At 37.2% G+C, this 22,765-nt stretch carries 27 protein-coding genes, 1 riboswitch and 1 other annotated feature; of the genes, 21 read left to right on the top strand and 6 right to left on the bottom strand.

Going from position 1 to position 22,765, the window contains the following annotated elements; genetic code table 11:
- Window positions 1–24: 24 nt before the first annotated feature.
- The 6 genes from pstB to MKY08_RS13820 all read left to right on the top strand — a co-directional run bounded on the left by pstB (window position 25) and on the right by MKY08_RS13820 (window position 6,001).
- Window positions 25–810 (top strand): phosphate ABC transporter ATP-binding protein PstB, encoded by a 786-nt coding sequence (pstB, locus tag MKY08_RS13845; protein WP_308457622.1) that lies wholly within the window; start codon window positions 25–27, stop codon window positions 808–810.
- 18 nt (window positions 811–828) lie between these two features.
- Window positions 829–1,488 carry a phosphate signaling complex protein PhoU gene (gene phoU, locus MKY08_RS13840; RefSeq protein ID WP_069509110.1) on the top strand — a complete coding sequence of 220 codons (660 nt, stop codon included), beginning with the start codon at window positions 829–831 and terminating at the stop codon, window positions 1,486–1,488.
- Window positions 1,489–1,679: 191 nt separating this feature from the next.
- Window positions 1,680–2,552 (top strand): hypothetical protein, encoded by an 873-nt coding sequence (locus tag MKY08_RS13835; RefSeq protein WP_069509107.1) that lies wholly within the window; start codon window positions 1,680–1,682, stop codon window positions 2,550–2,552.
- A gap of 116 nt (window positions 2,553–2,668) precedes the next feature.
- On the top strand, window positions 2,669–3,736 hold the full coding sequence (locus MKY08_RS13830; protein WP_069509104.1) for a mechanosensitive ion channel domain-containing protein: 1,068 nt from the start codon (window positions 2,669–2,671) through the stop codon (window positions 3,734–3,736).
- A gap of 39 nt (window positions 3,737–3,775) precedes the next feature.
- Window positions 3,776–3,981: a binding site (T-box leader), on the top strand.
- A gap of 68 nt (window positions 3,982–4,049) precedes the next feature.
- Window positions 4,050–5,435, top strand: a complete 1,386-nt coding sequence (trpE, locus tag MKY08_RS13825; protein WP_069509101.1) for an anthranilate synthase component I — start codon at window positions 4,050–4,052, stop codon at window positions 5,433–5,435.
- Window positions 5,432–6,001: an aminodeoxychorismate/anthranilate synthase component II gene (locus MKY08_RS13820; RefSeq protein WP_069509098.1), complete on the top strand. Its 570-nt coding sequence runs from the start codon at window positions 5,432–5,434 to the stop codon at window positions 5,999–6,001. Before trpE ends, MKY08_RS13820 begins: the two co-directional genes overlap by 4 nt.
- Window positions 6,002–6,114: 113 nt before the next feature.
- On the opposite strand, the gene MKY08_RS13815 is transcribed toward MKY08_RS13820, so the two are convergent.
- Window positions 6,115–6,630: a hypothetical protein gene (locus tag MKY08_RS13815; protein ID WP_069509095.1), complete on the bottom strand. Its 516-nt coding sequence runs from the start codon at window positions 6,628–6,630 to the stop codon at window positions 6,115–6,117.
- 2 nt (window positions 6,631–6,632) lie between these two features.
- Window positions 6,633–7,076, bottom strand: coding sequence for a hypothetical protein (locus MKY08_RS13810; protein ID WP_024361278.1), 444 nt, complete (start codon window positions 7,074–7,076; stop codon window positions 6,633–6,635).
- Window positions 7,077–7,235: 159 nt separating this feature from the next.
- On the opposite strand from MKY08_RS13810, the gene rpmG reads away from it, so the two are divergent.
- The 4 genes from rpmG to MKY08_RS13790 all read left to right on the top strand — a co-directional run bounded on the left by rpmG (window position 7,236) and on the right by MKY08_RS13790 (window position 10,420).
- Window positions 7,236–7,385: a 50S ribosomal protein L33 gene (gene rpmG, locus MKY08_RS13805; RefSeq protein ID WP_008408521.1), complete on the top strand. Its 150-nt coding sequence runs from the start codon at window positions 7,236–7,238 to the stop codon at window positions 7,383–7,385.
- A gap of 65 nt (window positions 7,386–7,450) precedes the next feature.
- On the top strand, window positions 7,451–8,035 hold the full coding sequence (locus MKY08_RS13800; RefSeq protein WP_069509092.1) for a 5-formyltetrahydrofolate cyclo-ligase: 585 nt from the start codon (window positions 7,451–7,453) through the stop codon (window positions 8,033–8,035).
- A 1-nt stretch (window position 8,036) separates the two neighbouring features.
- On the top strand, window positions 8,037–8,246 hold the full coding sequence (locus tag MKY08_RS13795; protein WP_024361277.1) for a YqgQ family protein: 210 nt from the start codon (window positions 8,037–8,039) through the stop codon (window positions 8,244–8,246).
- A gap of 278 nt (window positions 8,247–8,524) precedes the next feature.
- The gene (locus MKY08_RS13790) at window positions 8,525–10,420 is read left to right on the top strand and encodes an LTA synthase family protein (protein WP_069509088.1); all 1,896 of its coding nucleotides are present in this window, start codon (window positions 8,525–8,527) and stop codon (window positions 10,418–10,420) included.
- 109 nt (window positions 10,421–10,529) lie between these two features.
- Here MKY08_RS13790 and MKY08_RS13785 read toward each other — a convergent pair whose 3' ends face one another.
- Together MKY08_RS13785 and MKY08_RS13780 are read right to left on the bottom strand one after the other, a co-directional pair.
- Window positions 10,530–11,069: a TlpA disulfide reductase family protein gene (locus MKY08_RS13785; protein ID WP_342533638.1), complete on the bottom strand. Its 540-nt coding sequence runs from the start codon at window positions 11,067–11,069 to the stop codon at window positions 10,530–10,532.
- Window positions 11,070–11,272: 203 nt separating this feature from the next.
- Window positions 11,273–11,452, bottom strand: a complete 180-nt coding sequence (locus tag MKY08_RS13780) for a DUF2759 domain-containing protein (protein ID WP_024361274.1) — start codon at window positions 11,450–11,452, stop codon at window positions 11,273–11,275.
- A 168-nt stretch (window positions 11,453–11,620) separates the two neighbouring features.
- On the opposite strand from MKY08_RS13780, the gene MKY08_RS13775 reads away from it, so the two are divergent.
- The gene (locus MKY08_RS13775; protein ID WP_069509082.1) at window positions 11,621–12,265 is read left to right on the top strand and encodes an MBL fold metallo-hydrolase; all 645 of its coding nucleotides are present in this window, start codon (window positions 11,621–11,623) and stop codon (window positions 12,263–12,265) included.
- 87 nt (window positions 12,266–12,352) lie between these two features.
- Here MKY08_RS13775 and MKY08_RS13770 read toward each other — a convergent pair whose 3' ends face one another.
- Both MKY08_RS13770 and MKY08_RS13765 read right to left on the bottom strand, forming a co-directional pair.
- Complete coding sequence (locus MKY08_RS13770) at window positions 12,353–12,595, bottom strand: DUF2626 family protein (protein ID WP_024361272.1); 243 nt, start codon at window positions 12,593–12,595, stop codon at window positions 12,353–12,355.
- Between the two features lie 119 nt (window positions 12,596–12,714).
- On the bottom strand, window positions 12,715–13,425 hold the full coding sequence (locus MKY08_RS13765) for a helix-turn-helix domain-containing protein (RefSeq protein WP_069509079.1): 711 nt from the start codon (window positions 13,423–13,425) through the stop codon (window positions 12,715–12,717).
- Between the two features lie 324 nt (window positions 13,426–13,749).
- Here MKY08_RS13765 and comGA point away from each other — a divergent pair, with 324 nt between their 5' ends.
- The 10 genes from comGA (at window position 13,750) to gcvPB (ending at window position 22,532) form a co-directional block, all read left to right on the top strand.
- Window positions 13,750–14,772: a competence type IV pilus ATPase ComGA gene (gene comGA / locus MKY08_RS13760; RefSeq protein WP_069509076.1), complete on the top strand. Its 1,023-nt coding sequence runs from the start codon at window positions 13,750–13,752 to the stop codon at window positions 14,770–14,772.
- Window positions 14,747–15,829 carry a competence type IV pilus assembly protein ComGB gene (gene comGB / locus MKY08_RS13755; protein ID WP_256093117.1) on the top strand — a complete coding sequence of 361 codons (1,083 nt, stop codon included), beginning with the start codon at window positions 14,747–14,749 and terminating at the stop codon, window positions 15,827–15,829. The genes comGA and comGB overlap by 26 nt, the downstream gene beginning before the upstream one ends.
- A gap of 11 nt (window positions 15,830–15,840) precedes the next feature.
- Window positions 15,841–16,182: a competence type IV pilus major pilin ComGC gene (gene comGC / locus MKY08_RS13750; RefSeq protein ID WP_069509073.1), complete on the top strand. Its 342-nt coding sequence runs from the start codon at window positions 15,841–15,843 to the stop codon at window positions 16,180–16,182.
- Complete coding sequence (gene comGD, locus MKY08_RS13745; protein ID WP_069509070.1) at window positions 16,179–16,619, top strand: competence type IV pilus minor pilin ComGD; 441 nt, start codon at window positions 16,179–16,181, stop codon at window positions 16,617–16,619. The genes comGC and comGD overlap by 4 nt, the downstream gene beginning before the upstream one ends.
- The gene (locus MKY08_RS13740; RefSeq protein ID WP_069509067.1) at window positions 16,616–16,930 is read left to right on the top strand and encodes a type II secretion system protein; all 315 of its coding nucleotides are present in this window, start codon (window positions 16,616–16,618) and stop codon (window positions 16,928–16,930) included. The genes comGD and MKY08_RS13740 overlap by 4 nt, the downstream gene beginning before the upstream one ends.
- The gene (comGF, locus tag MKY08_RS13735) at window positions 16,927–17,352 is read left to right on the top strand and encodes a competence type IV pilus minor pilin ComGF (protein ID WP_069509064.1); all 426 of its coding nucleotides are present in this window, start codon (window positions 16,927–16,929) and stop codon (window positions 17,350–17,352) included. The genes MKY08_RS13740 and comGF overlap by 4 nt, the downstream gene beginning before the upstream one ends.
- 194 nt (window positions 17,353–17,546) lie before the next feature.
- Window positions 17,547–18,062, top strand: coding sequence for a shikimate kinase (locus MKY08_RS13730; protein ID WP_069509057.1), 516 nt, complete (start codon window positions 17,547–17,549; stop codon window positions 18,060–18,062).
- 145 nt (window positions 18,063–18,207) lie between these two features.
- A riboswitch (glycine riboswitch) is annotated at window positions 18,208–18,300 on the top strand.
- Window positions 18,301–18,600: 300 nt separating this feature from the next.
- On the top strand, window positions 18,601–19,704 hold the full coding sequence (gcvT, locus tag MKY08_RS13725) for a glycine cleavage system aminomethyltransferase GcvT (RefSeq protein ID WP_069509053.1): 1,104 nt from the start codon (window positions 18,601–18,603) through the stop codon (window positions 19,702–19,704).
- A gap of 25 nt (window positions 19,705–19,729) precedes the next feature.
- Entirely contained in the window at window positions 19,730–21,076 is a 1,347-nt protein-coding gene (gene gcvPA, locus MKY08_RS13720) for an aminomethyl-transferring glycine dehydrogenase subunit GcvPA (protein ID WP_024361261.1), read from the top strand.
- Window positions 21,069–22,532 (top strand): aminomethyl-transferring glycine dehydrogenase subunit GcvPB, encoded by a 1,464-nt coding sequence (gcvPB, locus tag MKY08_RS13715; RefSeq protein WP_069509050.1) that lies wholly within the window; start codon window positions 21,069–21,071, stop codon window positions 22,530–22,532. Before gcvPA ends, gcvPB begins: the two co-directional genes overlap by 8 nt.
- Window positions 22,533–22,765: the final 233 nt, after the last annotated feature.

Genomic DNA, 22,765 nt, shown 5'->3' with positions numbered 1-22,765 from the left:
AATTCAGTTGTTAAATCGATTAATATAAATGTAAAGCCATCTGCTGAAGTTGCGAAAAAAGTAGTGTATGATACTCGGAACTTAAATTTATGGTACGGTGATCATCACGGTTTAAAAGATGTGAATTTAAGTATTTATGAAAATGAAGTAACAGCTATTATTGGCCCTTCAGGTTGTGGGAAATCTACTTATTTAAAAACGTTAAACAGAATGGTAGAGCTTGTACCGATTGTTCGTACATCGGGTGAAATATTATATCGTGAACGAAATATCTTAGATAAAAACTATACGGTAGAGGAATTGCGTACTCGCGTAGGAATGGTATTCCAAAAGCCTAACCCGTTCCCAAAATCAATCTATGATAATATTGCTTACGGTCCACGTATCCACGGCATTAAAAACAAAAAAATTCTAGATGAAATTGTTGAAAAATCATTGCGTGGTGCGGCTATTTGGGATGAAGTAAAAGATCGTCTTAATCAAAATGCCTATGGTTTATCAGGTGGTCAGCAACAGCGTATTTGTATTGCGCGTTGTTTAGCGATTGAGCCAGATGTTATTTTAATGGATGAGCCCACTTCTGCACTTGACCCAATTTCTACGTTAAAAGTAGAAGAGCTTGTACAAGAGCTTAAAAAAGATTATTCAATCGTTATTGTTACACATAATATGCAACAAGCGGCACGTATTTCAGACCGTACAGCATTTTTCCTAAGTGGCGAAGTTGTGGAATATGACAAAACAGATGTGATTTTCCAAACACCTGCAGATCAACGTACCGAAGATTACATTTCAGGACGCTTCGGCTAAGCATAGGGGGAACTATAGATGGTAGTACGTGAACGCTTTGAGCAAGAGCTAAAGGAAATTCAAGAACAGTTTGTAGAAATTGCAACCAATAGTATTAATGCATTAAAAATATCTTTTGAGGCATTGTTAGAGCAAGATTTGGAGAAATCATTAAAAATTATTGAAGACGATTTATATATTAATCGCCTTGAGGAAGAAATTAATGATCGAGTAATTTTGATGATTGCCAAGCAACAGCCGGTAGCGACAGATTTGCGCCGTCTTATGGTTCTTGTAAAGGCTGCATCTGATATGGAGAGAGTGGGAGATTATGCAGTTAACATCGCAAAAGAGACGATTCGTTTAGGTAAGGAGCCTCTAATCTTCCCAACGACAAATTTACAAACGATGTGTAGTAAGACAGTCGAAATGCTTGAAAGTATTATTACAGCCTTTAAGGAAGAAGATACTGTCCGAGCAAAAGAAATTGCTGAACTTGACGATTATGTCGATGATTTATACGGAGCAACAGTAACATTATTACTACGTGCTGGTGCAGAAAGCCCATCTCATATTTCGCAATTTACACATTTAACATTTGTCTGTCGTCATTTAGAACGTTCAGCGGATCATGCGACGAATATTGCCGAACATTTATTTTACTTAATTAAAGGGAAACATTATGAATTGAATAATTAAAAAAAGAAGGGCTGCGACTAAGAGGCCCTTCTTTTTTACTTTTTAATACACTCTTAAATATAAGAAATCGCGGCAACATTACACTCTACACATACGTCAAATATGGTAGTGTGTTTATTTGTATTGTCAAAAAAATTTTTTGGTTATACTATAGACATTATCCAAAAAATGTTCTTAGGAGGTGCTGCTTCGTGAAAGACGGTGTAGAATCACTTATAAAGAAATTTGGTCTAGAGATTTCGTCAGAACAACGCAATTACTTAGATTATCTATATGAAAACTTACATTTAGAAGAGCTAAGTGAGAAGGAACAACATTTTTTTATTGATTATTTTTACAAAAGTGAGACACTGCGTAATATGGCAGCATTTGCACTTGAGCTAGCGAATGTGATGCATGAAATTCGTGAAAATGTTCCAGCCATTGAACAAGCCGAGCGCTTAGCCAACAGTAAAGAGCAACGCATGTACTATGAGCAAAAATGGCAAGAAGCGAGACGTCAAAAGTTAAAGCAACATACAACTAAAAGTGGAAATGTACTATATGTGCCATTTATTGATTACAAGGAAGAGCAAGGGCCTATTATTATTTGTCTTGAACAAACTTTTGGCATGGAGAGGTATTCAGCGCTTTGTAAAAGTATGATTTTGCCGTTATTTATGAATGCGTATAAAGAGCAAAGAGATTTATATATCGTGCCATATGATTGTCAAATTCACGTGCACTTCCGCTTTGAAAATGGTCAATTAAATCTATCTGATTTTAAAGATTTTATTGAATATAAGGTACAAGGTGAAGCAGCTATTTTGCCTGTGCTACAGTTTGTAAAAGGTTTGCTACAAGAAAATCAGCAATGCGCAGAAACAGAGGTTCTGATTTTTACTGAAGGGAATCCTGTTGATGGACCACATTTATTAGGAAAGCGTGCAAAGACAATGTTAGATGAAATGAAGCAACGCTACCATGCTGAATTTTCGGTTATTGCGATGAATGAGCATTGTTTTAATGAGCATCACTTCTGGTTTGCAAATAGAGCCATTTTTGCAGATGATGCGATTCAATAAAATGCGAAGCTGACCAGATCGTTATTGGTCGGCTTATTTTTACTATAAACAGTGACATCAATTTTTTTGCACAAATATAATTGAAAATGTACATAGGTATGTAAAAGGAGTATTACATGGATTCATTGAAATGGTTATTACCGAACTTGACTGTGCCAACATGGATAGACATTACTATTGCGGTGGCATTTTGTGTTGTGGGATGGTTGTTTCAGCATTTTGTGTTGAAGAAAATCATTACGAGCACTGTTACATTTTTAAAGAATAGACAGCGTAATTTTCAAGCGACTGTTCTTGGCCAATTTAATAAGGCAATTCGATATGCGTTTATGTCAGCAGTAGTTGTCCTAAGTTTATCGAATTTACTTAAAGTATTTTTATTTACACATTTTGCAACAAAGAATTTTGTGTTGTCTATCATGGTGTTTTTTGCCTTTAAAGGCGTATATGATGTGCTTCACTATTATACAAAGAAACCATTAGAGTTAAATAGTGACGAGGAGCAAAATGTTCTTTTACCGTTTTTCCTTCGTATCGGTAAAGTGCTTATTATGATTTTAGCTATGTTTACCATTGCGTCCTTTTGGAACTTTAATCTAAATGGCTTTTTGACAGGAATTGGATTAACAGGGGTAGCGATTGCTTTTGGTATTCGTGATACTTTGGCTCATGTTTTTGGTGGGATGTCCGTTGCACTCGACAATCCATTTCAAATAGGCGATTGGATTGCGACAGAGGATCAAAAAATAGAAGGTACCATTGAGGATATCAATCTTCGCAGTACACTTATTCAAACAGGCGACAAAGGGCTTGTATATGTGCCGAACTCTTATTTAGTAAATCGTCCAATTTATAATTTTTCAAAACGAGAGAAACGAAAATGTGAGTTGTTTTTATATGTAGCTGCGGAAAACGAAGAAGAAACATTACGTAGTGCTTTAAGTACCATTCATCAGCAAATACATTTGCATGCAAATACTGAAAAAGAGCTGATTCATGTATATATAGATGAGTTATATCATGCATCATATCGGGTTCTTGTTCGTTTTTATGTTGCAACTAACGATACGGCTGTTATGTTAAATGTACGGCAGGATATTTTATTTGTGATCCGCCAAGTTGTTCAAGATTATGAGATAGTACTTGCAGAACAACCGGACGAGTGTAAACTTGAGAAAAAATAATTTGAATTGTTCGATATTTTACATTACAATATATACTAATAATCGGCTTAGATGAAGAGTAGTAATTATTATTATTTGTTCAAGAGAGCTAGCGGTTGGTGGAAGCTAGTACAAATAAATAGCGAATGGACTTCGGAGCCCTAATCCAGAAGTTAAGTATGGATTAGCGTTTGCCTACGTTACAAGGCTTAGAGAGGGTCTTTTAAGACCAATAAAGGTGGCACCACGGCTTTTCCGTCCTTTGCGATGGAAAGGCCTTTTTATATGGTTTTTTGGTGTAGTAGAGCAGAGCATAGTGAAGGAGAGATTAAGAATGACAGTTGAGCTTAGTAGATTTGCCATCAAAGTATTACAGGGAGATATGATGACGCCTATATCGGTGTATCAATCTCTGACAGGAAAGCATAAGATGCTATTTGAATCTTCAGCCAAGCATGAGGAAAGTGGGCGTTATTCCTTTATCGCCGTTAACCCAATAGCAGAACTGATTGGGGATAAAAACGGTTCTCAATATACAAAAGGGATGAAAATTGATACGTCTAACGATAATGTCTTAAAAAAACTGAAAGAAGTAATGCCATTCCATGAAGCGGACTATCCTTTTGCTTTTTTTGGTGGCGCAATCGGCTTTTTTGGCTATGAAACCGCCTTTTATGCTGAAAAAATTGGTGAATATTTACACGATAATTTAGATATGCCCGATGTCCATGTTTTTTTCTATGATACGTTTATCGTGTTTGATCATTTGAAGCAAGAGGTGACACTAGCAGCAATCGATTTATTTAATGAAGGGCGCACACTTGATAGGATGGAAGCTGCTATTGCTGAAATTGAGCAACAGCTACATGCAGGAACGACATTTGGTGCAATGGAGCTAGGTACAATTGATTTCCAACCAATGATACCAAAGGAAGAGTTTATTGCGATTGTTGAGCGCGCAAAACAGCATATTGTGAAGGGAGATATTTTTCAAATCGTGTTATCCCAACGTTTTTCTTCTTCGTTTACGGGCAATCCATTTGCCTTATATCGGCAGTTAAGAACGTCGAACCCATCACCTTATATGTTTTATATGGATTTTGAGGCATACACAATTTTAGGAACTTCTCCAGAGAGTCTTGTAAAGGTCAAGGATCGCAAAGTTACAACAAATCCAATTGCTGGAACGAAACCACGTGGTACAACGCAACAGCAAGATGAAGCAATTGCAGAAAGCTTATTGACGGATGAAAAAGAAATCGCTGAGCACCGAATGTTAGTTGATTTAGGGCGTAATGATATCGGAAGAATTTCCAAGATTGGCACAGTAAAGCTTGTGAAATATATGAACATTGAACGCTATAAACATGTCATGCATATTGTATCGGAAGTTATTGGAGAACTTCGTGATGAAGTCCATGTGTTAGACGTCCTTAGCGCATGTTTGCCAGCTGGTACAGTGTCGGGAGCCCCAAAGATTCGAGCAATGCAGTTAATTAATGAGCTAGAGCCAGTGAAGCGCGGCGTTTATGCTGGTGCGGTAGGGTATATTTCAGCTACAGGTGATATGGATTTAGCGTTGGCTATTCGTACAATGGTGATAAAAGATGGATTTGCACATGTGCAAGCAGGTGCAGGCGTTGTGTACGATTCAGTTCCTTTGTCTGAATATGAAGAAACATTAAATAAAGCTCGTGCGCTACTGGAGGTTAAAAAATGATTTTACTCATCGATAATTATGATTCATTCACATATAATTTATTTCAGCAAGTCAGTATGCTTGGTAAGGAAGTTCAAGTAGTAAGGAATGATGAAGTAACAATTGAAGAAATAATCGACATGCAACCAGAAGCAATTATTTTATCTCCAGGTCCAGGCACACCAAATGAGGCAGGAATCACAGTTCAAGTTGTACAAGAACTATATACAAAATATCCGATTTTAGGAATTTGTTTAGGTCATCAGTCGATAGGGCAGGCATTCGGGGGAACAATTAAGCAAGCTAAAAATATTATGCATGGCAAGCTGTCTGCTTTACAGTATGAGCAAACAGGCGTTTTTGCACAATTCGAAGGTGAAATCGAAGTAATGCGCTATCACTCGTTAATCATAGAGCCCTCCACGTTGCATGAAGATTTTATTATAACGGCCACTTCGCGTGATGATGGAGAAATTATGGCTATCCAACATAAGCACTATCCACTTGTCGGATTACAATTCCATCCAGAATCAATAGCCACTAAAACAGGTAGTGACATCGTGCAAGCCTTTTTAGCACTCGTTTAGGTGCGTGCCAGGCACTCAAACAATTTCCAAACAATTTGATTTTCAATAGAAAAAATCCACTTGCCTCCTGCAGCGTATGTAATGCTACTGCAGGGTGAAGTGGATTTTTTTATTTATTGCTTTTTACCAGTTATTAATTTGGCAATTTCCTCTAGTGACATGGAAGAATTGACTTCATAAGAGCCGATTTGTAAACTTCGCGCATATTTGGCATTCGCAAGTAATAGCTCCATTTCTACACTATTTGTAATAATGCCACCGTCTTCGAGCTTTTGCGCCACAATATAGGGCGTTATGCCGCTATATATTTGAAGTGTCATTGTGACTTCATTATCAGCTTTCTTTTCAGCGTTCTGGGTACTATCAGTATGCTCATCTTCCGCAGACATGTCAGTTGCATTTTCTTGTTGCTTATTTTCATTACCAGTTTCTTTCGTCGAGTTCGCTTTTAATGCTGCGATTTCTTTCGTTGCTTGCTCAAGTTTTTTTTGTAGTTCCTCTACGTCCTTATCGTTTGAAGAGGCCACTGTCGGTAGACCAATATTTAGATCGAAGCGATCGGCTATAGAAAGCAATGCGCCGACTAGGAAAATGGCGATACCAAATGCACGGATGGCGGATTTGTTCATTATTATCTACCTCCGTTTGCAATCACTTGTCGCACTTGCTCTTCCGTTAAATTGGAGCGAATACTAATATCAGCAATGGAAAGTCCTTGCTTGTTGAGCTCGAGTACCTGACTGATAATGATTTCATGAATCGGCTTTAAGTTGTTTGGCATTGGTTCAGCCTTTTTTACCTGTGCGGCTTGTTGAACAGCCTGCATAACCTGTTGAACCTTTGGATTTTGCGTCGGAGGATTTTTAGCTATGGATGATTTAACCTGAAATTCAGGTTCTAGTAATAGCTCTTCTTCCACAATTTTGAGACGTCGTTTTAAATTATTCGTTTCTTGAAAAATAGAAATGGATAATTCTTCGACATCTTGTTCGACTTTTTTCGCACTATCTTTGAAAAAGAACGATAAAAAGATAAGAACGATACCGACAATCATAAGTATGATGGATAAATCCACTAGTTTCACCCCATTAAATTATGTAATTATAAGGTATTTTACCACATGCAAACTTAATATGAAATGAAGGTAGATTTTTTTTCAGTTTATGTTATAATAGGTTAGTCGTATAAATCATGCTCAAATTTAAATTCTTGATATAGAGTGGGAGGGTTAATAATGCGCGTAAATATTACTTTAGCTTGCACAGATTGCGGCGAACGTAACTACATTTCTAAAAAGAACAAGCGTAACAATCCAGAGCGTCTTGAACTTAAAAAATATTGCTCTCGCGAGAAGAAATACACTCTTCACCGTGAAACAAAGTAATCGCTCATTAAGCCAAAACCACACGTGGTTTTGGCTTTCTACATTTTAAAGGGAGGTGCGATGTCGTGGATAAAACAACGTTGCGAAACAAGGTGCGTGAAGCACTCTCAAATATGAGTGCAGCTACATATCGCGAACAATCATTTGCTATCGCAAGAAAAGTGCTACAGGAACCATATATAATAGAAGCAAATACGATTGGCATTACCATTTCTAATAAGCCAGAAGTTGACACAATTCATCTAATCGAAGCACTTTGGAAGCTTGGTAAAACAGTGGCAGTTCCAAAATGTAATGCAAAAACAAGAGAAATGTCATTTTATGCGATAGAATCGTTTGCCCAGTTAGAAACTGTTTATATGCATTTGCGTGAACCAATTCCGGAAATAAGTGAGTTTGTTGACGCAAATGAAATGGATATCATACTTGTTCCTGGCGTAGTTTTTGACACACAAGGCTATCGAATTGGCTACGGTGGTGGTTATTACGATCGCTATGTATTACACTATAAAAAAGGTAAACTAATGTCTGTGCTTTTTGATGAGCAACTATATGAACAGGTGCCTGTAGAGACGCACGACTACCCAGTAGATCTTATTATCACACCGACAAAACGCATTGATTGTGAAGCGCAACGAGGAGCGAAATAAAATGGATAAAATGCTAGATATTTATGATTTATTAAAAACATATGGCACTTATATTTATACACGTGATCCTATTGGCGATTTAATGTTAATGGAGGATGAAATTCGTGAGTTGTACAAGGCGAATGTACTCGACATTAAAGATTACCAAATGGCACTGTTGTTAATACGACAAGAAACGACAAGACTGCGGGTTGAGCAAAATAAGCAGTAATGTTTCAATAGCGAATAATTTGGGTACCGTAAAAATATCGTAATCTGTATGTAAAATTCGTAAAAACAGTGGTTTACCACTGTTTTTATGTTTTTACGAAACTTTTTACATTTAAAAACGTATATATTAATGTTAAGCTATAATGAAGCCGAGGAGAAAGGCTGCCTAAAAATATATCTGTTGATTATCTGTAAAAAATGGATTAAGATATATTTTGTTTCAGAAATCAAATTGTAAATTTTATTATTTTTTTGTAAGGAATAGGGAGGATGTTAGGAATGAAATTAACTAAGTGGCCTAAACATTCATTTATGATACTAGCAATCGTAGCAACTTGGATAAAAACGGTCATTGTGTACCACACAAGCTTTGAGTTGAAAATTGAAAATGCGATGCAACAATTTATTTTGTTAATCAATCCATTAAGTTTTTTACTGTTTGTTTATGGATTATCGTTATTCTTTAAAACACCAAAAATAAGAAATCGCTATATAATCACTATTAGTATCGTATTATCGATTGTTTTATATGGAAACGTAGCGTTCTATCGATTCTACAATGACTTTATTACATTGCCGGTATTATTCCAGACAAGTAATTTTAGTGATTTAGGAACATCCGCTGCAGCTATTATTAATCCATGGGATCTTTTATATTTTGCAGATGTCTTTATTATTATTATCGCTAATAAGTATTTACCAAAAATGAAAGCAGCGGTAAAAGTAAATGTTGAATTCCGTCGTGCATTTTTCGTATTAGCAATTGCCATGACATTTTTAAACTTAGGTTTAGCAGAAACAGAGCGTCCACAATTATTAACACGTAGCTTCGACCGCGAACTACTTGTTAAAAATATAGGTACGTACAACTATCATCTATATGATATTTATATTCAGTCAAAATCATCTGCACAACGCGCATTAGCGGATGGCAGTGAATTAGTAGAAGTGAATAACTACATTCGTTCTAACCAAGCATCAATCAATGAGGAAATGTTTGGAAAATACAAAGATCGCAACTTAATCGTCGTGTCGCTCGAGTCATTACAAAACTTTGTGATTAATAATGATATGAATGGACACGAAATTACGCCATTCTTTAACTCTTTAACAAAAGATCCAGATACGTATTATTTCAGCAATTTCTATCACCAAACAGGGTTAGGGAAAACATCAGACTCTGAGTTTATTTTAGAAAACTCATTATTCGGTCTTGGCCGTGGCGCTGTCTTCTTCACACATGGTGGTAATACGTATAACTCAATGGCAGAGCGTCTTGGGGAAAATGGTTACTTTACAAATGTTATGCACCCGAACAATAAATCGTTCTGGAATCGTGATATGATGTACCAATCTTTAAAAATTGATAAGTTCTATGATGTAGACTCATATAAAGTAGAAGAAGGCCAAGCTGTCAACTGGGGTATGAAAGATATTCCGTTTATGGAGCAGTCCGCTGCATTGATGAAAGACATGCCACAGCCATTCTACTCTCGTTTAATTACGTTAACAAACCACTATCCATTCACTTTAGATCCAGAAGACGTGATGATTCCTGAATACACGTCAAACTCAGGAACATTAAATCGCTACTTCCAAACAGTACGTTACATGGATGAGGCGCTAAAAGACTTCTTCCAAGATCTAAAAGACCAAGGTGTTTATGATAATTCTATTATCGTTATGTATGGAGACCATTATGGTATTTCTGAAAACCATAATAAAGCAATGGCACAATATTTAGAAAAAGACGGCATTACACCGTATGATAATGCATTATTGCAAGAAGTACCTTTATTCATCCATATCCCTGGCGATGGTCAAGGGAAAGAGATGACAGAGGTAGCTGGACAAATAGATTTACGACCAACTATTTTACATTTACTTGGCGTTGAAACGACAAAAGATATGCAACTTGGTGCAGATTTATTCTCACCAGAGCACGAGGATTTCGTTATCTTCCGTGACGGCCGCTTCATTACAGATAAATACGTTTATGCTGGTGAGGCTTGCTATGACAAAGCAACAGGGGAACAAATTGATGTAGCGCCTTGTCAACCTTATGCAGACCGAGCAACAACGGAATTAGAAAACTCGGATGCCATCATAAACGGCGACTTACTCCGATTCTATGATGAAAAAACAGGCAATTTAAAACAAAATGCAGTGAAATAAATCGAAAAAGGCATACTAGAATTTCTAGTATGCCTTTTTTTGGTGCCAGTCACGCAAACAATTCAAGTAATTTTGAAAATTTAGCAATGCAATCACTGCTAGTTGTCCTTTACAGATTCGAAAGGAACTGCTGTAAGTCCTTTTGTGTAACTTGCCCCTCGACTGTATATCTCAAAGTACCCTCAGCATCAATAATAAAGGTAGTAGGGTAAGCCATGACTTCGAAAGCCTTCCCAAGTGCTCGATCATAATCTAAGAAAATAGGAAAACTTATATTGTATAATTGTTGAAACTTGATTGCATTTTCACGACTATCATTTGAAGTCGCATTGATTGCTAGCAACTCAACATTATTTGGTTTTTGCTCATAAAAAGTATTTAAATCCGGTGCTTCCTCCTGACAAGGACCGCACCAAGAAGCCCAAAAATTTATAATAAGAATTTTCCCTTTATATGCTTCTAATGTCGTTGAGGATTCATCTAAGTGTGTTAATGGGCTTTTAAAGTTAAGCATCTTTGCCCCTGTTTGTTTATCTACAATCAAATTAGGTTGGGTCTCTTTGTATATTTCATTTTTCACAGCAATGCCAATGAGTGATAGTACTACTACCAAAGAAATGACCAATAAAATCTTTTTACGTTTCATCATAAATCTCCTTCTAGTGCATATAGATATAGGTGAATTAAATAAATTATTCCATATTTAAAAAATCCTTACTTATATGATAACGTAATTTATGAGAAAAAACCTCCTATTTTTTATAAGGGTTAGCATGATTCGGTGATGAAAGCATCCTACAGAAAAGAAAAAGAGCAGCCTCATAATAGAGACTGCTCTTTTCTGTCTGGATTTTAGTGTAACGCTGGAGGATATCCACTATGAACGATTGTCATGATGACGAACCAACCAAATACCCCAGCACTTGCTAAGTTGAAAACAATGCTTAGTAAGTTTTTTTCTTTAATTGCTTGGAATGTACCAACGACAGCTAAAATCGCTACTAGACCAAAAATAACCATTAATAAGTTCATTAAAAAAGACACTCCTTTCGACATCAGAAAATGAATGTCGTAAACAATATTCCTCCTTAATTGTAAACGTTCTACCTGTTTTTGTCGAGGACTAATATAGAGTAAAGTATGAACTTTTATCGTCAAATTGTGGCAAAGAATGTATAATATGAAGTTGAGGTGATAAAGATGATGAACGTACGAAGCTATTCCCTTGGACCAATCCAAACGAATTGTTATATCGTATCGAATAAAGAGAAAGAATGTTTAATATTTGACCCAGGTGAAGAAGCGACAAAAATTATAAAGGCAATTCGCAGCAATGGATTGAAGCCATTAGCCATTTTTTTAACACACGCCCATTTTGATCATATTGGTGCAGTGGATGAAGTCAAAGAAGCATTTCAAATCCCAGTGTGGATTCATGAAAAAGAGGTTAGCTGGCTAGATGACCCGATGAAAAATGGTTCTGGTAAATATGCTTCTTTACCAGATTATAAGGTGGCTGCTCCTGCTAAAGAACATATTATTAAGAAAGAGCAACTTTTTGAAATAAGTAATTTTGTATTTAATGCCGTATTTACTCCTGGCCATTCACCTGGTAGTATTTCATATATTTTTGAACAAGATGGTTTTGCCATCGTTGGAGATACATTATTCGAACAAAGTATAGGACGTACAGATTTACTTGGAGGATCAACAAAACTATTACTTGCATCCATTCATGACAAACTACTATCGTTACCTGAAGATACCATTGTTTACCCAGGTCATGGCAATTACACAACAATTAGTACAGAAATGGAAACGAATCCTTTCCTAAATGGCTTTTAACGGAGGTTTAAACGGCAAGGGTTAGTTAAAGCGATAGGGAATAAAAAAAGCGTGTCTCAAGATTGTTGAGACACGCGATTTTTTGTATTAATGACCGCCACCAGGTACGTGAATGAATGTTGTATAGTACGTGAAGCCAGCGAAGAATACAGTTAAATATGCTCCGAAAATGTACATGTACATACGTTCTGAAAGGTTCAAGAAGCCTAATAATAAGAATAAACCTGTATTACCTACGAATAATAGCGATACCTCGTTCATACCACCAAGGTAGAACATAACTGCAAAAATACCTGTCCAGAATGCCATAACTTTATACATATTATCCATGAAGATTTCCCCTCCTTTTGCCCACGACACAATAATCTCTTACTCATTATAAATGATATGAAAGGTGTCTGTAAACTGGAACTTCTGCTTCTTTGTGACAAACAAATGGATTTTACAAATTAGCTATCGATTTCTGTCACGTTTATTTCATATTTGCATAAATCGCAGTTATGTACCATGCTTTCGATTTGGATAAATTCATTATTAGAGAATAATGCATTTAATTGTCCTTTTAAGTAAGATTCGTGTAAAGTACAAACGATGTCCGAGTGGGTATCAAGCTGCTCTTGGAATGGGCAATTAAAAATGGAGAAAATCACTTTTTTCCCTTTTTCCGTTTGCTGTATTTGTGGAGTATAGCCAATTAATGCAGCATTGTCTGTTAATAGCTGAAGCTTTTGTTCGAAGGTTAGCATGTTATTTAGTTTTAATTCAGCATTTACATAATTTTTCATTTGTTGATAGCCATCTTGATAACTAATTTCCTGACATTTAGTTAAAGCAGATGGTCCTAACTCTTGTACTAATTGGATCGTCCATTTTAATAAGCGCTCTTCATCACGTCTAGGGAATGTTAGTGAAACACCTTTTTCAGATGCCTTATAAACACGACCAGGTCGTCCACCTTTACCGGTTTTTGCGAAATCTGCAGTAATAATATTAATTTCTGAGAGCTTGGTTAAGTGAAGGCGTGCAACATTTGGATGGATGCTGAATTTATCAGCAATATTTTGTACTGTTACCGTTTTTTTCTCTTTTAAAATATACTCATAAATGGAGTACCTCGTTTCGTCGGCTAAAGTACTAGTAATTTTTAATGGATGGATCATTTACATCACCTCATTGTATTATTTGAAAAAATGCTGTTAATGAAAAGTTAGGAAAAAAATCATGCTGATTCTATTATATTGCATTATTGGAAAAGATACAGATTCTTTAGGCTTAAATATTATCTTTTTCATATGTTTTGTTCATAATTTGTGAAAATTTGTATGTTATCCACAATCTTTTTAGAAAAATCTACATTTACTAGTGAAATATCCATCAAATTTTTATTTTAGAAAAAGGGCTTTTCTCGTAACGTGTTCCTCTTTATACTAGGAAATAACGAATAGAGCGGTCATATTCGAATGAACTAGAAAGAAGGGGTAATTATGCAAACTTTTGAATCTGTTGTAGAACAAAAGAGTGAGCATCTTTTAGTGAAAGCCTATCATTTTGGTGCTTCGGATTTATTACTTATACCGCAAGAAAATCGGTATATAATCTATTTTCGAAAATATGATAAGTTACTGACTGCAGGAGAGCTCCCCACAGAACTCGCCGAGCGTATCGTGTCCTATTATAAATTTTTAGCAGCATTAGATATTAGTGAGCGGCGTAAACCACAAAGCGGCTCTTTTCAGAAAATAGTGGAGCAAAATCGTTTTGCTTTACGCGTTTCCACACTTCCTTCTGCTTATTTAAAAGAAAGCCTGATTATACGGCTTCTACTTCAAAACCACGCATTTCCACTTACATCCTTAAGCTATTCCAAATGTGCAGCTGATAAGTTAACAAAGCTAGTGGACAATCAACAAGGCATTTTATTGTTTTGCGGCGCAACGGGCACTGGTAAAACAACATCTTTGTACTCTTTAATACACCATTGTTCTAGCGAGCTTCAACGCCATGTTATTTCATTAGAAGATCCTGTAGAAAATCAACAAGTCAGTCTTCTTCAAATTCAAGTAAATGAACGAGCTGGCATTACTTATGCGGCGGGCTTAAAAGCGATTTTGCGGCATTCGCCAGACGTGATTATGATCGGTGAAATACGTGATCAAGAAACAGCTAAAATTGCTATCGAGGCAGCTCTTACAGGTCATTTAGTGCTGTCAACTATTCACGCTAAGGATTCAGTAAGTTGTCTCTATCGTCTTTTAGATTTAGGGGTGTCACCAGAAGAGCTTCGTCAAACAGTAATTGCTATTGTGGCACAAATGTTACTACACATTCCGCAACAGCAAGAGGAAAGACGAGCATTATTTGAAATATTATGTGATCGCGACCTTGATCATGCCATTCAAGCTTTGATACAAAAATCGCATTATGCAATGCCTTATCGTCTTACGTTGGCTGGTCAAAAAGAAGAAATTATGAGGCAACAATATGCTGCAGCTCAGAGCGTTTATTGACAAACTACAACTGGATTATAAAAGAACAACAAAGTGGCGATTAAAAGAACAAGCACAATTTATTAGGCGTTTAAGTGTCTTAATACAGGAAGGCTATTTGTTTGCACAAGCGGTGTCGATGCTGCTGCCACACCATGTGAAAAACTATGAGGAGGTTCAACAATTTGTAGATGAAGCACTTAAACAAGGAAAAGGTGTTATAGGTGTATTTGAAACTTTACAATTAGCCAAGCATTATTTGGTAGCCATTTCAATTGCTGAACATAATGGACATATAGTTAAAGCATTAGATGGTGTGGCCAAGCAAATGACGTTGAGCCAAGAGACTAAGAAAAAACTAATGAAGTTACTTTTGTATCCAGTAGTATTGATTGTATTTTTATTGTTGTTGTTCCTGTTATTTCGTACGTTTTTCTTTCCTAATATTGAAGCAATGGTGACAAGTCGCAATGATTATGGAACAGAGGAACAGTCGTCTATTGCCGTATCTAAATTATTATTACATGTTCCAGACGTATTTATCGTAGTCCTTTTTGTTTTGACTTTAGGTAGCATCATTTTTCAGCGTATGCTAAAAAGGTTACCTGTTGCCAGACAGCTCCAAATAATGTTAAAAATACCTATTATGAATAGCTATTTTCGCTTAACCATTACAAAACAATTTGCTGCTTATTTGGGTAGCTTGCTGCATAGTGGTTTTTCCTTACAAGCAAGCTTGCAGATTTTAGAGCGACAACGGTACCAACCGAATGTACGCTTTTTAGCTAGTCGCATAAAGGAAAGGGTTACTTTTGGAGATACGTTAACACAGGCAGTTACTTTACTTCCAGTGTGGCAAAACGATTTTGCTACGTTTGTAGAGCATGGGGAGCGAAGCGGTTACTTAGGGAAGGAATTAGTATTGTATAGTGAATTATTGTTAGAAAAGCAAGAACTCCTGTTGCAAAGATTGCTTGCATTTGTACAACCAACGTTTTTTGTTTTTATTGCTTTATGTATTGTTGCGGCCTATGTCAGTTTATTGTTACCGATTTATCACATGATTGAACTTATATAGGAGGACCTATCATGAAACATATACAACAAGAAGCTGGATTTACTTTAATTGAAATGTTAATTGTTCTGTTAATTATTTCCGTTTTAATACTTATTACAATTCCGAATGTTACAAAACATTTTGCGACGATTGATGAAAAAGGATGTGCTGCATATATATCGATGGTACAAGGACAAGTTGAGGCTTATCGGGTAGATTTTATGGAGTATCCTTCATTAGACGATTTAGTGGCAAAAGGATATTTAAAAGAGCAGGGAACGACTTGCCCAAATAAGGAAAAGATCGTGATTACCACTAAAGGAGAAGTGCAATTAGCAAAAAAATCCTCTACAGCAGAGGTTGATGGACAATGAATCGCATTAAAAATGAACAAGGTTATACGCTGCTTGAAATGGTCATGGTGTTATTTATAGTAATGTCATTAACGGCTATTGTGACAAAATTATCAGTGAAAGTAGCTGAAGCAAAAGAAGTGGAACGCTTTTTTATGCAAATGCAATTAGATCTTCACTATTTGCAAACGTATAGTATGCACCACAAGGATTATATATTTATCAAATTTGAACCACACTTACAACGTTACAGTATTAAAAAAGATTTTTTTACAACAGTATATACTCGCCCCTTTCCAAAAGGGGTAGAACTATTGACAGAGGGGACAAACGTTTATACTGTGCGCTTTAACTTTATCGGTAATATGATGACGCCAGGGACACTTTATTTTCATACACCTCAGGGGCTTAAAAAAGTAGTCATAACGCTAGGACGAGGGAGAATGAGAGTCGAATGAATGAAATGGGCTACTCCTTTGTTGAAACAATTGTTTCTGTTGTTATTGTAATGCTGTTATGCTCGACGTTAATTCCGATTAGCTACACAATGAAAACAACCCTCTATCATCAAAAGCTTGAAGTTGCCGCTGCCGAAACGGCTTATGAAGGATTAAAGCAATATCGTTATTTCCAGCAAGTCGCAGGAGTAAAAACGATTGACGATGTAGAGTATCATTGGCTATTTGATGGACAGAAAATATGTGTCACATTTCAAAATACAAGAGAACTGCGTGAAAAGTGTATTGAATTAGCAGGTGAAATTCGATGAACGACAAAGGATATACTTTATTGGAAGCACTGATTCAAATGGTCGTCTTTGTGCTCGTTTGCCATGTTTTCATCTTGATTATTCTGTGGGCTCTTACAATCAAAACTTCTATCATGACGGATGAACATTCAAAATGGGAGTTATTTGTTTTCGAAATGAGTACGAATTTGGCCAATGCTACTTCCTTATCGGTAAGGCAAAATCAAAGAACGATCATGCTTCAAACAGCCAATACATGGCAGTATTTTGACTGCTATCATAATATGATTCGACAAAGAGTGAATGGTGGTCATGTCCCGATGCTTGTGGGGATAAACAATTGCCAGTTTCAAATGAGTGGCAATGAACTGACAATCGCTGTCGAATTTCCAAGCGGTTTAAAGAAGGAGCGGACCTATTTTGTACCAATTATTGAAAAATGACAGAGGGGCTGTTTTTTTAATCACAATTGCATTATTATTTTTTGTAACTACTTTTGTTCTTACGTATTGCATGTCTTATGAGATTCAGTTTCGAACATATGATGGGTTAGAAAAGATGAATGTTCGAGCTACGATAAATTTATTAGGACAAATTTTGTCAGACAGTGTAGAATCGTAGTAAGAAGGTGATTCGAATGCGAAAAATATATTTAGTTGGCTTTATGGGCTGCGGGAAGAGTGCGTTAGGTAGACGGTTAAGCTATTTATTAAAATTACCCTACTATGATATGGATCATGAAATTGTCAGACAGCAGGGAATGACGATTCCACAAATTTTTGAGAAGTATGGAGAGGCTCGTTTCCGTGAAATAGAAACGGAATTTTTGAAAAATTTCCGCGACGAGGCATGTATTATCTCTACAGGTGGCGGTGTAGCGATAAATGGGGAAAACCGAAAAATTATGAGACGCAGTGGACTTGTATTCTTTTTAGATGCGACATTCGATGATATTTATAAACGAATACAGCATGATCCAAATCGACCAATAGTACAAAGCTCGACCAAGGAAGAGTTAGAGGAGCTGTATCATTACAGAAGAAAGTTTTATCGCGATGCAGGACATATTCAAGTGCTGACAGAAGGTAGAACGATTCGGCATATTCTAGAGTATTTAGTATTTCAAGTAAAAAGATTAAAAAGCGAACGATGATTGATTTAGATGACTGTAATATTCGTCTTTTAAGTTAAATTAAAAAATGTTTGCCTTTTCAATGCAATCAATGTTAGGATATAGACTAATAAGATAACTTTTTGTACATTGAATACTAAATAGTACCAAGAGCATTCTTGGGCGGATGATTGTACGGGGAGAGCGCGTGTAGACGCCACCGAAGGAGCAAGTAGCAAAGGGCTATGAATCTCTCAGGTAAAAGGACTCGTACAAGACGCAACTCTGGAGAGAGCTGTAATACAACAGCCACCAAAGGGGAAAGCCTACTGATTGGCATTTTCGCAATGCGAGTTAGATTGGTGTAACTTTCAGGTGCAAGGACAGAGAATCCCGAAAAGGGGTTCGTCTGTCTTTTTTTATGTCTAAACATCTGTCAAAGTACAATCGGGCACATAGTTTTTCATTTGCTAACAAAGGATAACTGCCTTAGCGTACTTACGGCGTATGCGCTTAAATATCAAAAAAGCAGACGAACTACTACCAGTAAAATGATACGAACAATAAGGAGGCAATAGTAATGACGAATGAATTAAAACGTACACCTCTATTTGACGAATACGCAAAGTATGGTGGTAAAACAATTGACTTCGGTGGATGGGAATTACCAGTACAATTTACTTCTATAAAAGAAGAACATGATGCAGTGCGTAATCGTGCAGGCTTATTTGATGTGTCTCATATGGGCGAAATTTTAGTAACAGGTCCAGATGCACTAGCGTTTTTACAAAATCTTTTGTCCAATGACATCGCTAAAATTGCTACTGGTCAAGCGCAATACAATGCAATGTGCTATGAAGATGGTGGCGTTGTCGATGATTTATTAACTTACAAACTTGCAGATAATCATTATTTACTATGTGTCAACGCAGCCAATATTGAAAAAGACTTTGATTGGATGATGGAAAATCAACATCAGTATGATGTCACAATTGACAATCAATCCGAAGCATTTGCACAAATCGCTTTACAAGGACCACTTGCAGAAGAGCTTCTTCAATCATTAACGGCTACGGATGTAAGTGCGATTAAATATTTCCGCTTCCAAGAGCATGTTGACATTGCAGGACATAAAGCGTTAGTCTCTCGCAGTGGTTACACGGGTGAAGATGGTTTTGAGTTATACGGTGCTCCAGCGGATATTAAAGCTCTTTGGGCTATTATTTTAGATGCAGGAAAAGACAAAGGCGTTGTGCCAGCAGGCTTAGGTTGCCGTGATACATTGCGCTTTGAAGCGGGTCTGCCACTTTATGGGCAGGAACTTTCTGCTACAATTTCACCACTTGAAGCGGGCATTGGCTTTGCTGTGAAATTGAATAAAGATGACTTCATTGGGCATGATGCGTTAGTGGCTCAAAAAGAGAATGGTTTAGCGCGTAAAATTGTCGGTATTGAAATGATTGATAAAGGGATTCCACGTCATGGTTACAAAGTGTTCAAGGATGGTCAAGAAATCGGTGAAGTGACAACAGGTACACAGCTTCCTTCTTCAAAACGTAATGTTGGTAACGCCTTAATTGACAGCCAATTCGCAACTATCGGAACAGAATTGGAAATCGAAATTCGTGGTAAGCACTTAAAGGTAGTAACAGTTGAAACACCGTTTTACAAGCGTTCAAAATAAAATTTGAAAAGAGGGACCTACATTTATGAAACATCGTTATTTACCAATGACGGAGCAAGACAAACAAGACATGTTAGACGTAGTTGGTGTATCGTCAGTCGATGAGTTATTCGAGGATATTCCTGAAAAAGTACGTTTCAAAGGCCTTTATGATATTAAAGAAGCAAAATCAGAATCAGCACTTTTAAAAGAGTTATCGGCACTCGCTGCAAAAAATAAAGATACAAATGCGAACGTATCATTTTTAGGTGCAGGTGTCTACAATCACTATAAACCGATTATCGTAGACCATGTCATTTCTCGTTCAGAATTTTATACAGCCTATACTCCGTACCAACCTGAAATTTCACAAGGGGAATTACAAGCGATTTTTGAATTCCAAACAATGATCGCGGAGCTTACAGGCATGGATCTTGCCAACTCTTCTATGTATGACGGCGGAACAGCACTGGCTGAAGCAGGGATGCTAGCTGCAGGTCATACACGTCGTAAGAAAATTTTAGTATCTGAAACGGTTCACCCTGAATATCGTGATGTCGTTGCTACATATGCATACGGTCAATCAATTGACATCGTTACAATTCCTCATAAAGATGGTGTCACAGATGTAGAAGCTTTAAAAGAGCTGATTGATGAAAATACAGCGGCTGTTATTGCACAGTATCCAAACTTCTTCGGTCAAGTAGAAGATTTACAAGTTATCGGAGATATTGCACATGATGCGAAAAGTTTATTTGTTGTATCATCTAACCCACTTGCACTAGGAATTTTGACACCACCAGGTAAGCTTGGTGCCGATATTTGCGTTGGCGATGCACAAGTATTTGGTATTGCGGAAAGCTTCGGCGGTCCACACTGTGGATTCTTCGCTGTGACAACAAAATTAATGCGTAAAGTGCCTGGTCGTCTTGTTGGGGAAACAGTAGATGGTGAAGGTCGTCGTGGTTATGTGTTAACACTACAAGCGCGTGAACAGCATATTCGTCGCGACAAAGCAACATCGAATATTTGTTCAAACCAAGCGCTGTTAGCTCTAGCAGCATCTGTTGCGATGACTGCTTTAGGCAAGCAAGGCGTACGCGAAATGGCCATGCAAAATATTGCGAAAACACGCTACGCAAAAAATGCTTTTGAAGCGGCAGGCTTTACAGTGGCATTCCAAGGTGCACACTTTAACGAAATCGTTGTAAAAACAAATAAATGCGTGAAAGAAATCAACAAAGGCTTACTTGAAAAAGGCATTATCGGCGGTTATCCATTAGGTCAAACATACGATTCACTGAAGCAACATGTACTAATCGCTGTCACAGAATTACGCACGAAGGAAGAAATTGATGCACTTGTTGCAGAAATGGGGGCTCTCAATGCATAACGAAAATCAATCACTCATTTTTGAAATTACAAAAGAAGGTCGCGTAGGGTATAGCTTAGAAGCGTTAGATGTACCAGAAATCGATCTTGCGGATTTACTTCCTGCAAACTGTATTCGTGAAGAAGCGGCGGAGTTACCAGAAGTTTCTGAGCTTGATATTATGCGTCATTATACAGCATTATCTCGTCGTAACCACGGTGTAGACTCTGGCTTCTATCCACTTGGTTCATGTACGATGAAGTATAATCCAAAAATCAATGAGTCAGTGGCACGTCTATCTGGCTTTGCCAATGTACACCCATTACAAGATGAATCTACAGTTCAAGGTGCAATGGAACTTCTTTATGAACTGCAAACGTCTTTAGTCGAAATTACAGGGATGGATGAAGTCACATTACAACCAGCGGCAGGTGCGCATGGTGAATGGACAGCATTAATGATGATTCGTGCTTTCCATGAAGCAAACGGCGAAGGACATCGTAATAAAGTCATCGTTCCTGACTCTGCACACGGTACAAATCCAGCATCAGCAACAGTTGCAGGCTTTGAAACAATTACAGTTAAATCTGATGAAAACGGCTTAGTCGATATCGAGGATTTACGTAAAGTAGTAGGGCCAGACACAGCAGCATTAATGTTAACAAACCCAAATACACTAGGTCTATTCGAAGAAAATATTATCGAAATGGCAGAGCTTATTCATGAAGTTGGCGGGAAAGTATACTACGATGGCGCTAACTTAAATGCCGTAATGAGTAAAGCACGTCCTGGCGATATGGGCTTTGACTGTGTACACTTAAACTTACACAAAACATTTACAGGTCCACACGGTGGCGGTGGTCCAGGTTCAGGTCCAGTAGGCGTAAAGGCTGATTTAATCCCATTCCTACCAAAACCAGTTCTTGTCCGTACAGAAGATGGCACATACCACTTCGATTACGAGCGCCCACAGTCCATTGGTCGCGTAAAACCTTACTATGGCAACTTCGGCATTAACGTACGTGCGTATACGTATATCCGTACGATGGGTCCTGATGGCTTAAAAGCTGTTACCGAATATGCTGTACTCAACGCAAACTACATGATGCGTCGCCTAGAGCCATTCTACGACCTACCATATAACCGTCATTGCAAGCATGAATTTGTATTATCTGGTCGTCGTCAAAAGAAACTGGGCGTTCGTACATTAGATATCGCAAAACGTCTGTTAGACTTCGGCTACCATCCACCAACAACGTACTTCCCACTCAATGTGGAAGAAGCGTTAATGATCGAGCCTACAGAAACAGAATCAAAAGAAACATTAGATGCTTTCTGCGACATTATGATTCAAATCGCCAAAGAAGCAGAAGAAAACCCATCGATCGTACAAGAAGCACCACATACAACAGTCGTATCTCGTCTAGACGAAACGCGCGCTGCTCGTACACCAGTGCTTCGTTATCAAAAAGCATAAAAACAAAAACTGCTCGACTAGTATTGTAACTGGTCGGGCAGTTTTTTGGTGCAGAAGTGCGAAATGCTGGAAATCATTAGAATGACACAATATCCTTCCTATTATTTCGTTTCGTAAAATAGAAAACATAGCAGACATTTTTAATAAACACTGATATTATAGTTAGTTAATGTAGTAATAAAATTGAATAAATACATTTAATTGTAATTAACTCTTGTCTTTTTATTAAAAAA

Source organism: Lysinibacillus sp. FSL M8-0337 (assembly GCF_038593855.1).
Classification (GTDB): Bacteria; Bacillota; Bacilli; order Bacillales_A; family Planococcaceae; genus Lysinibacillus; species Lysinibacillus sphaericus_D.
Note: the sequence above shows the minus strand (reverse complement) of the source record. Positions and strands in the feature narration are given on the sequence as shown.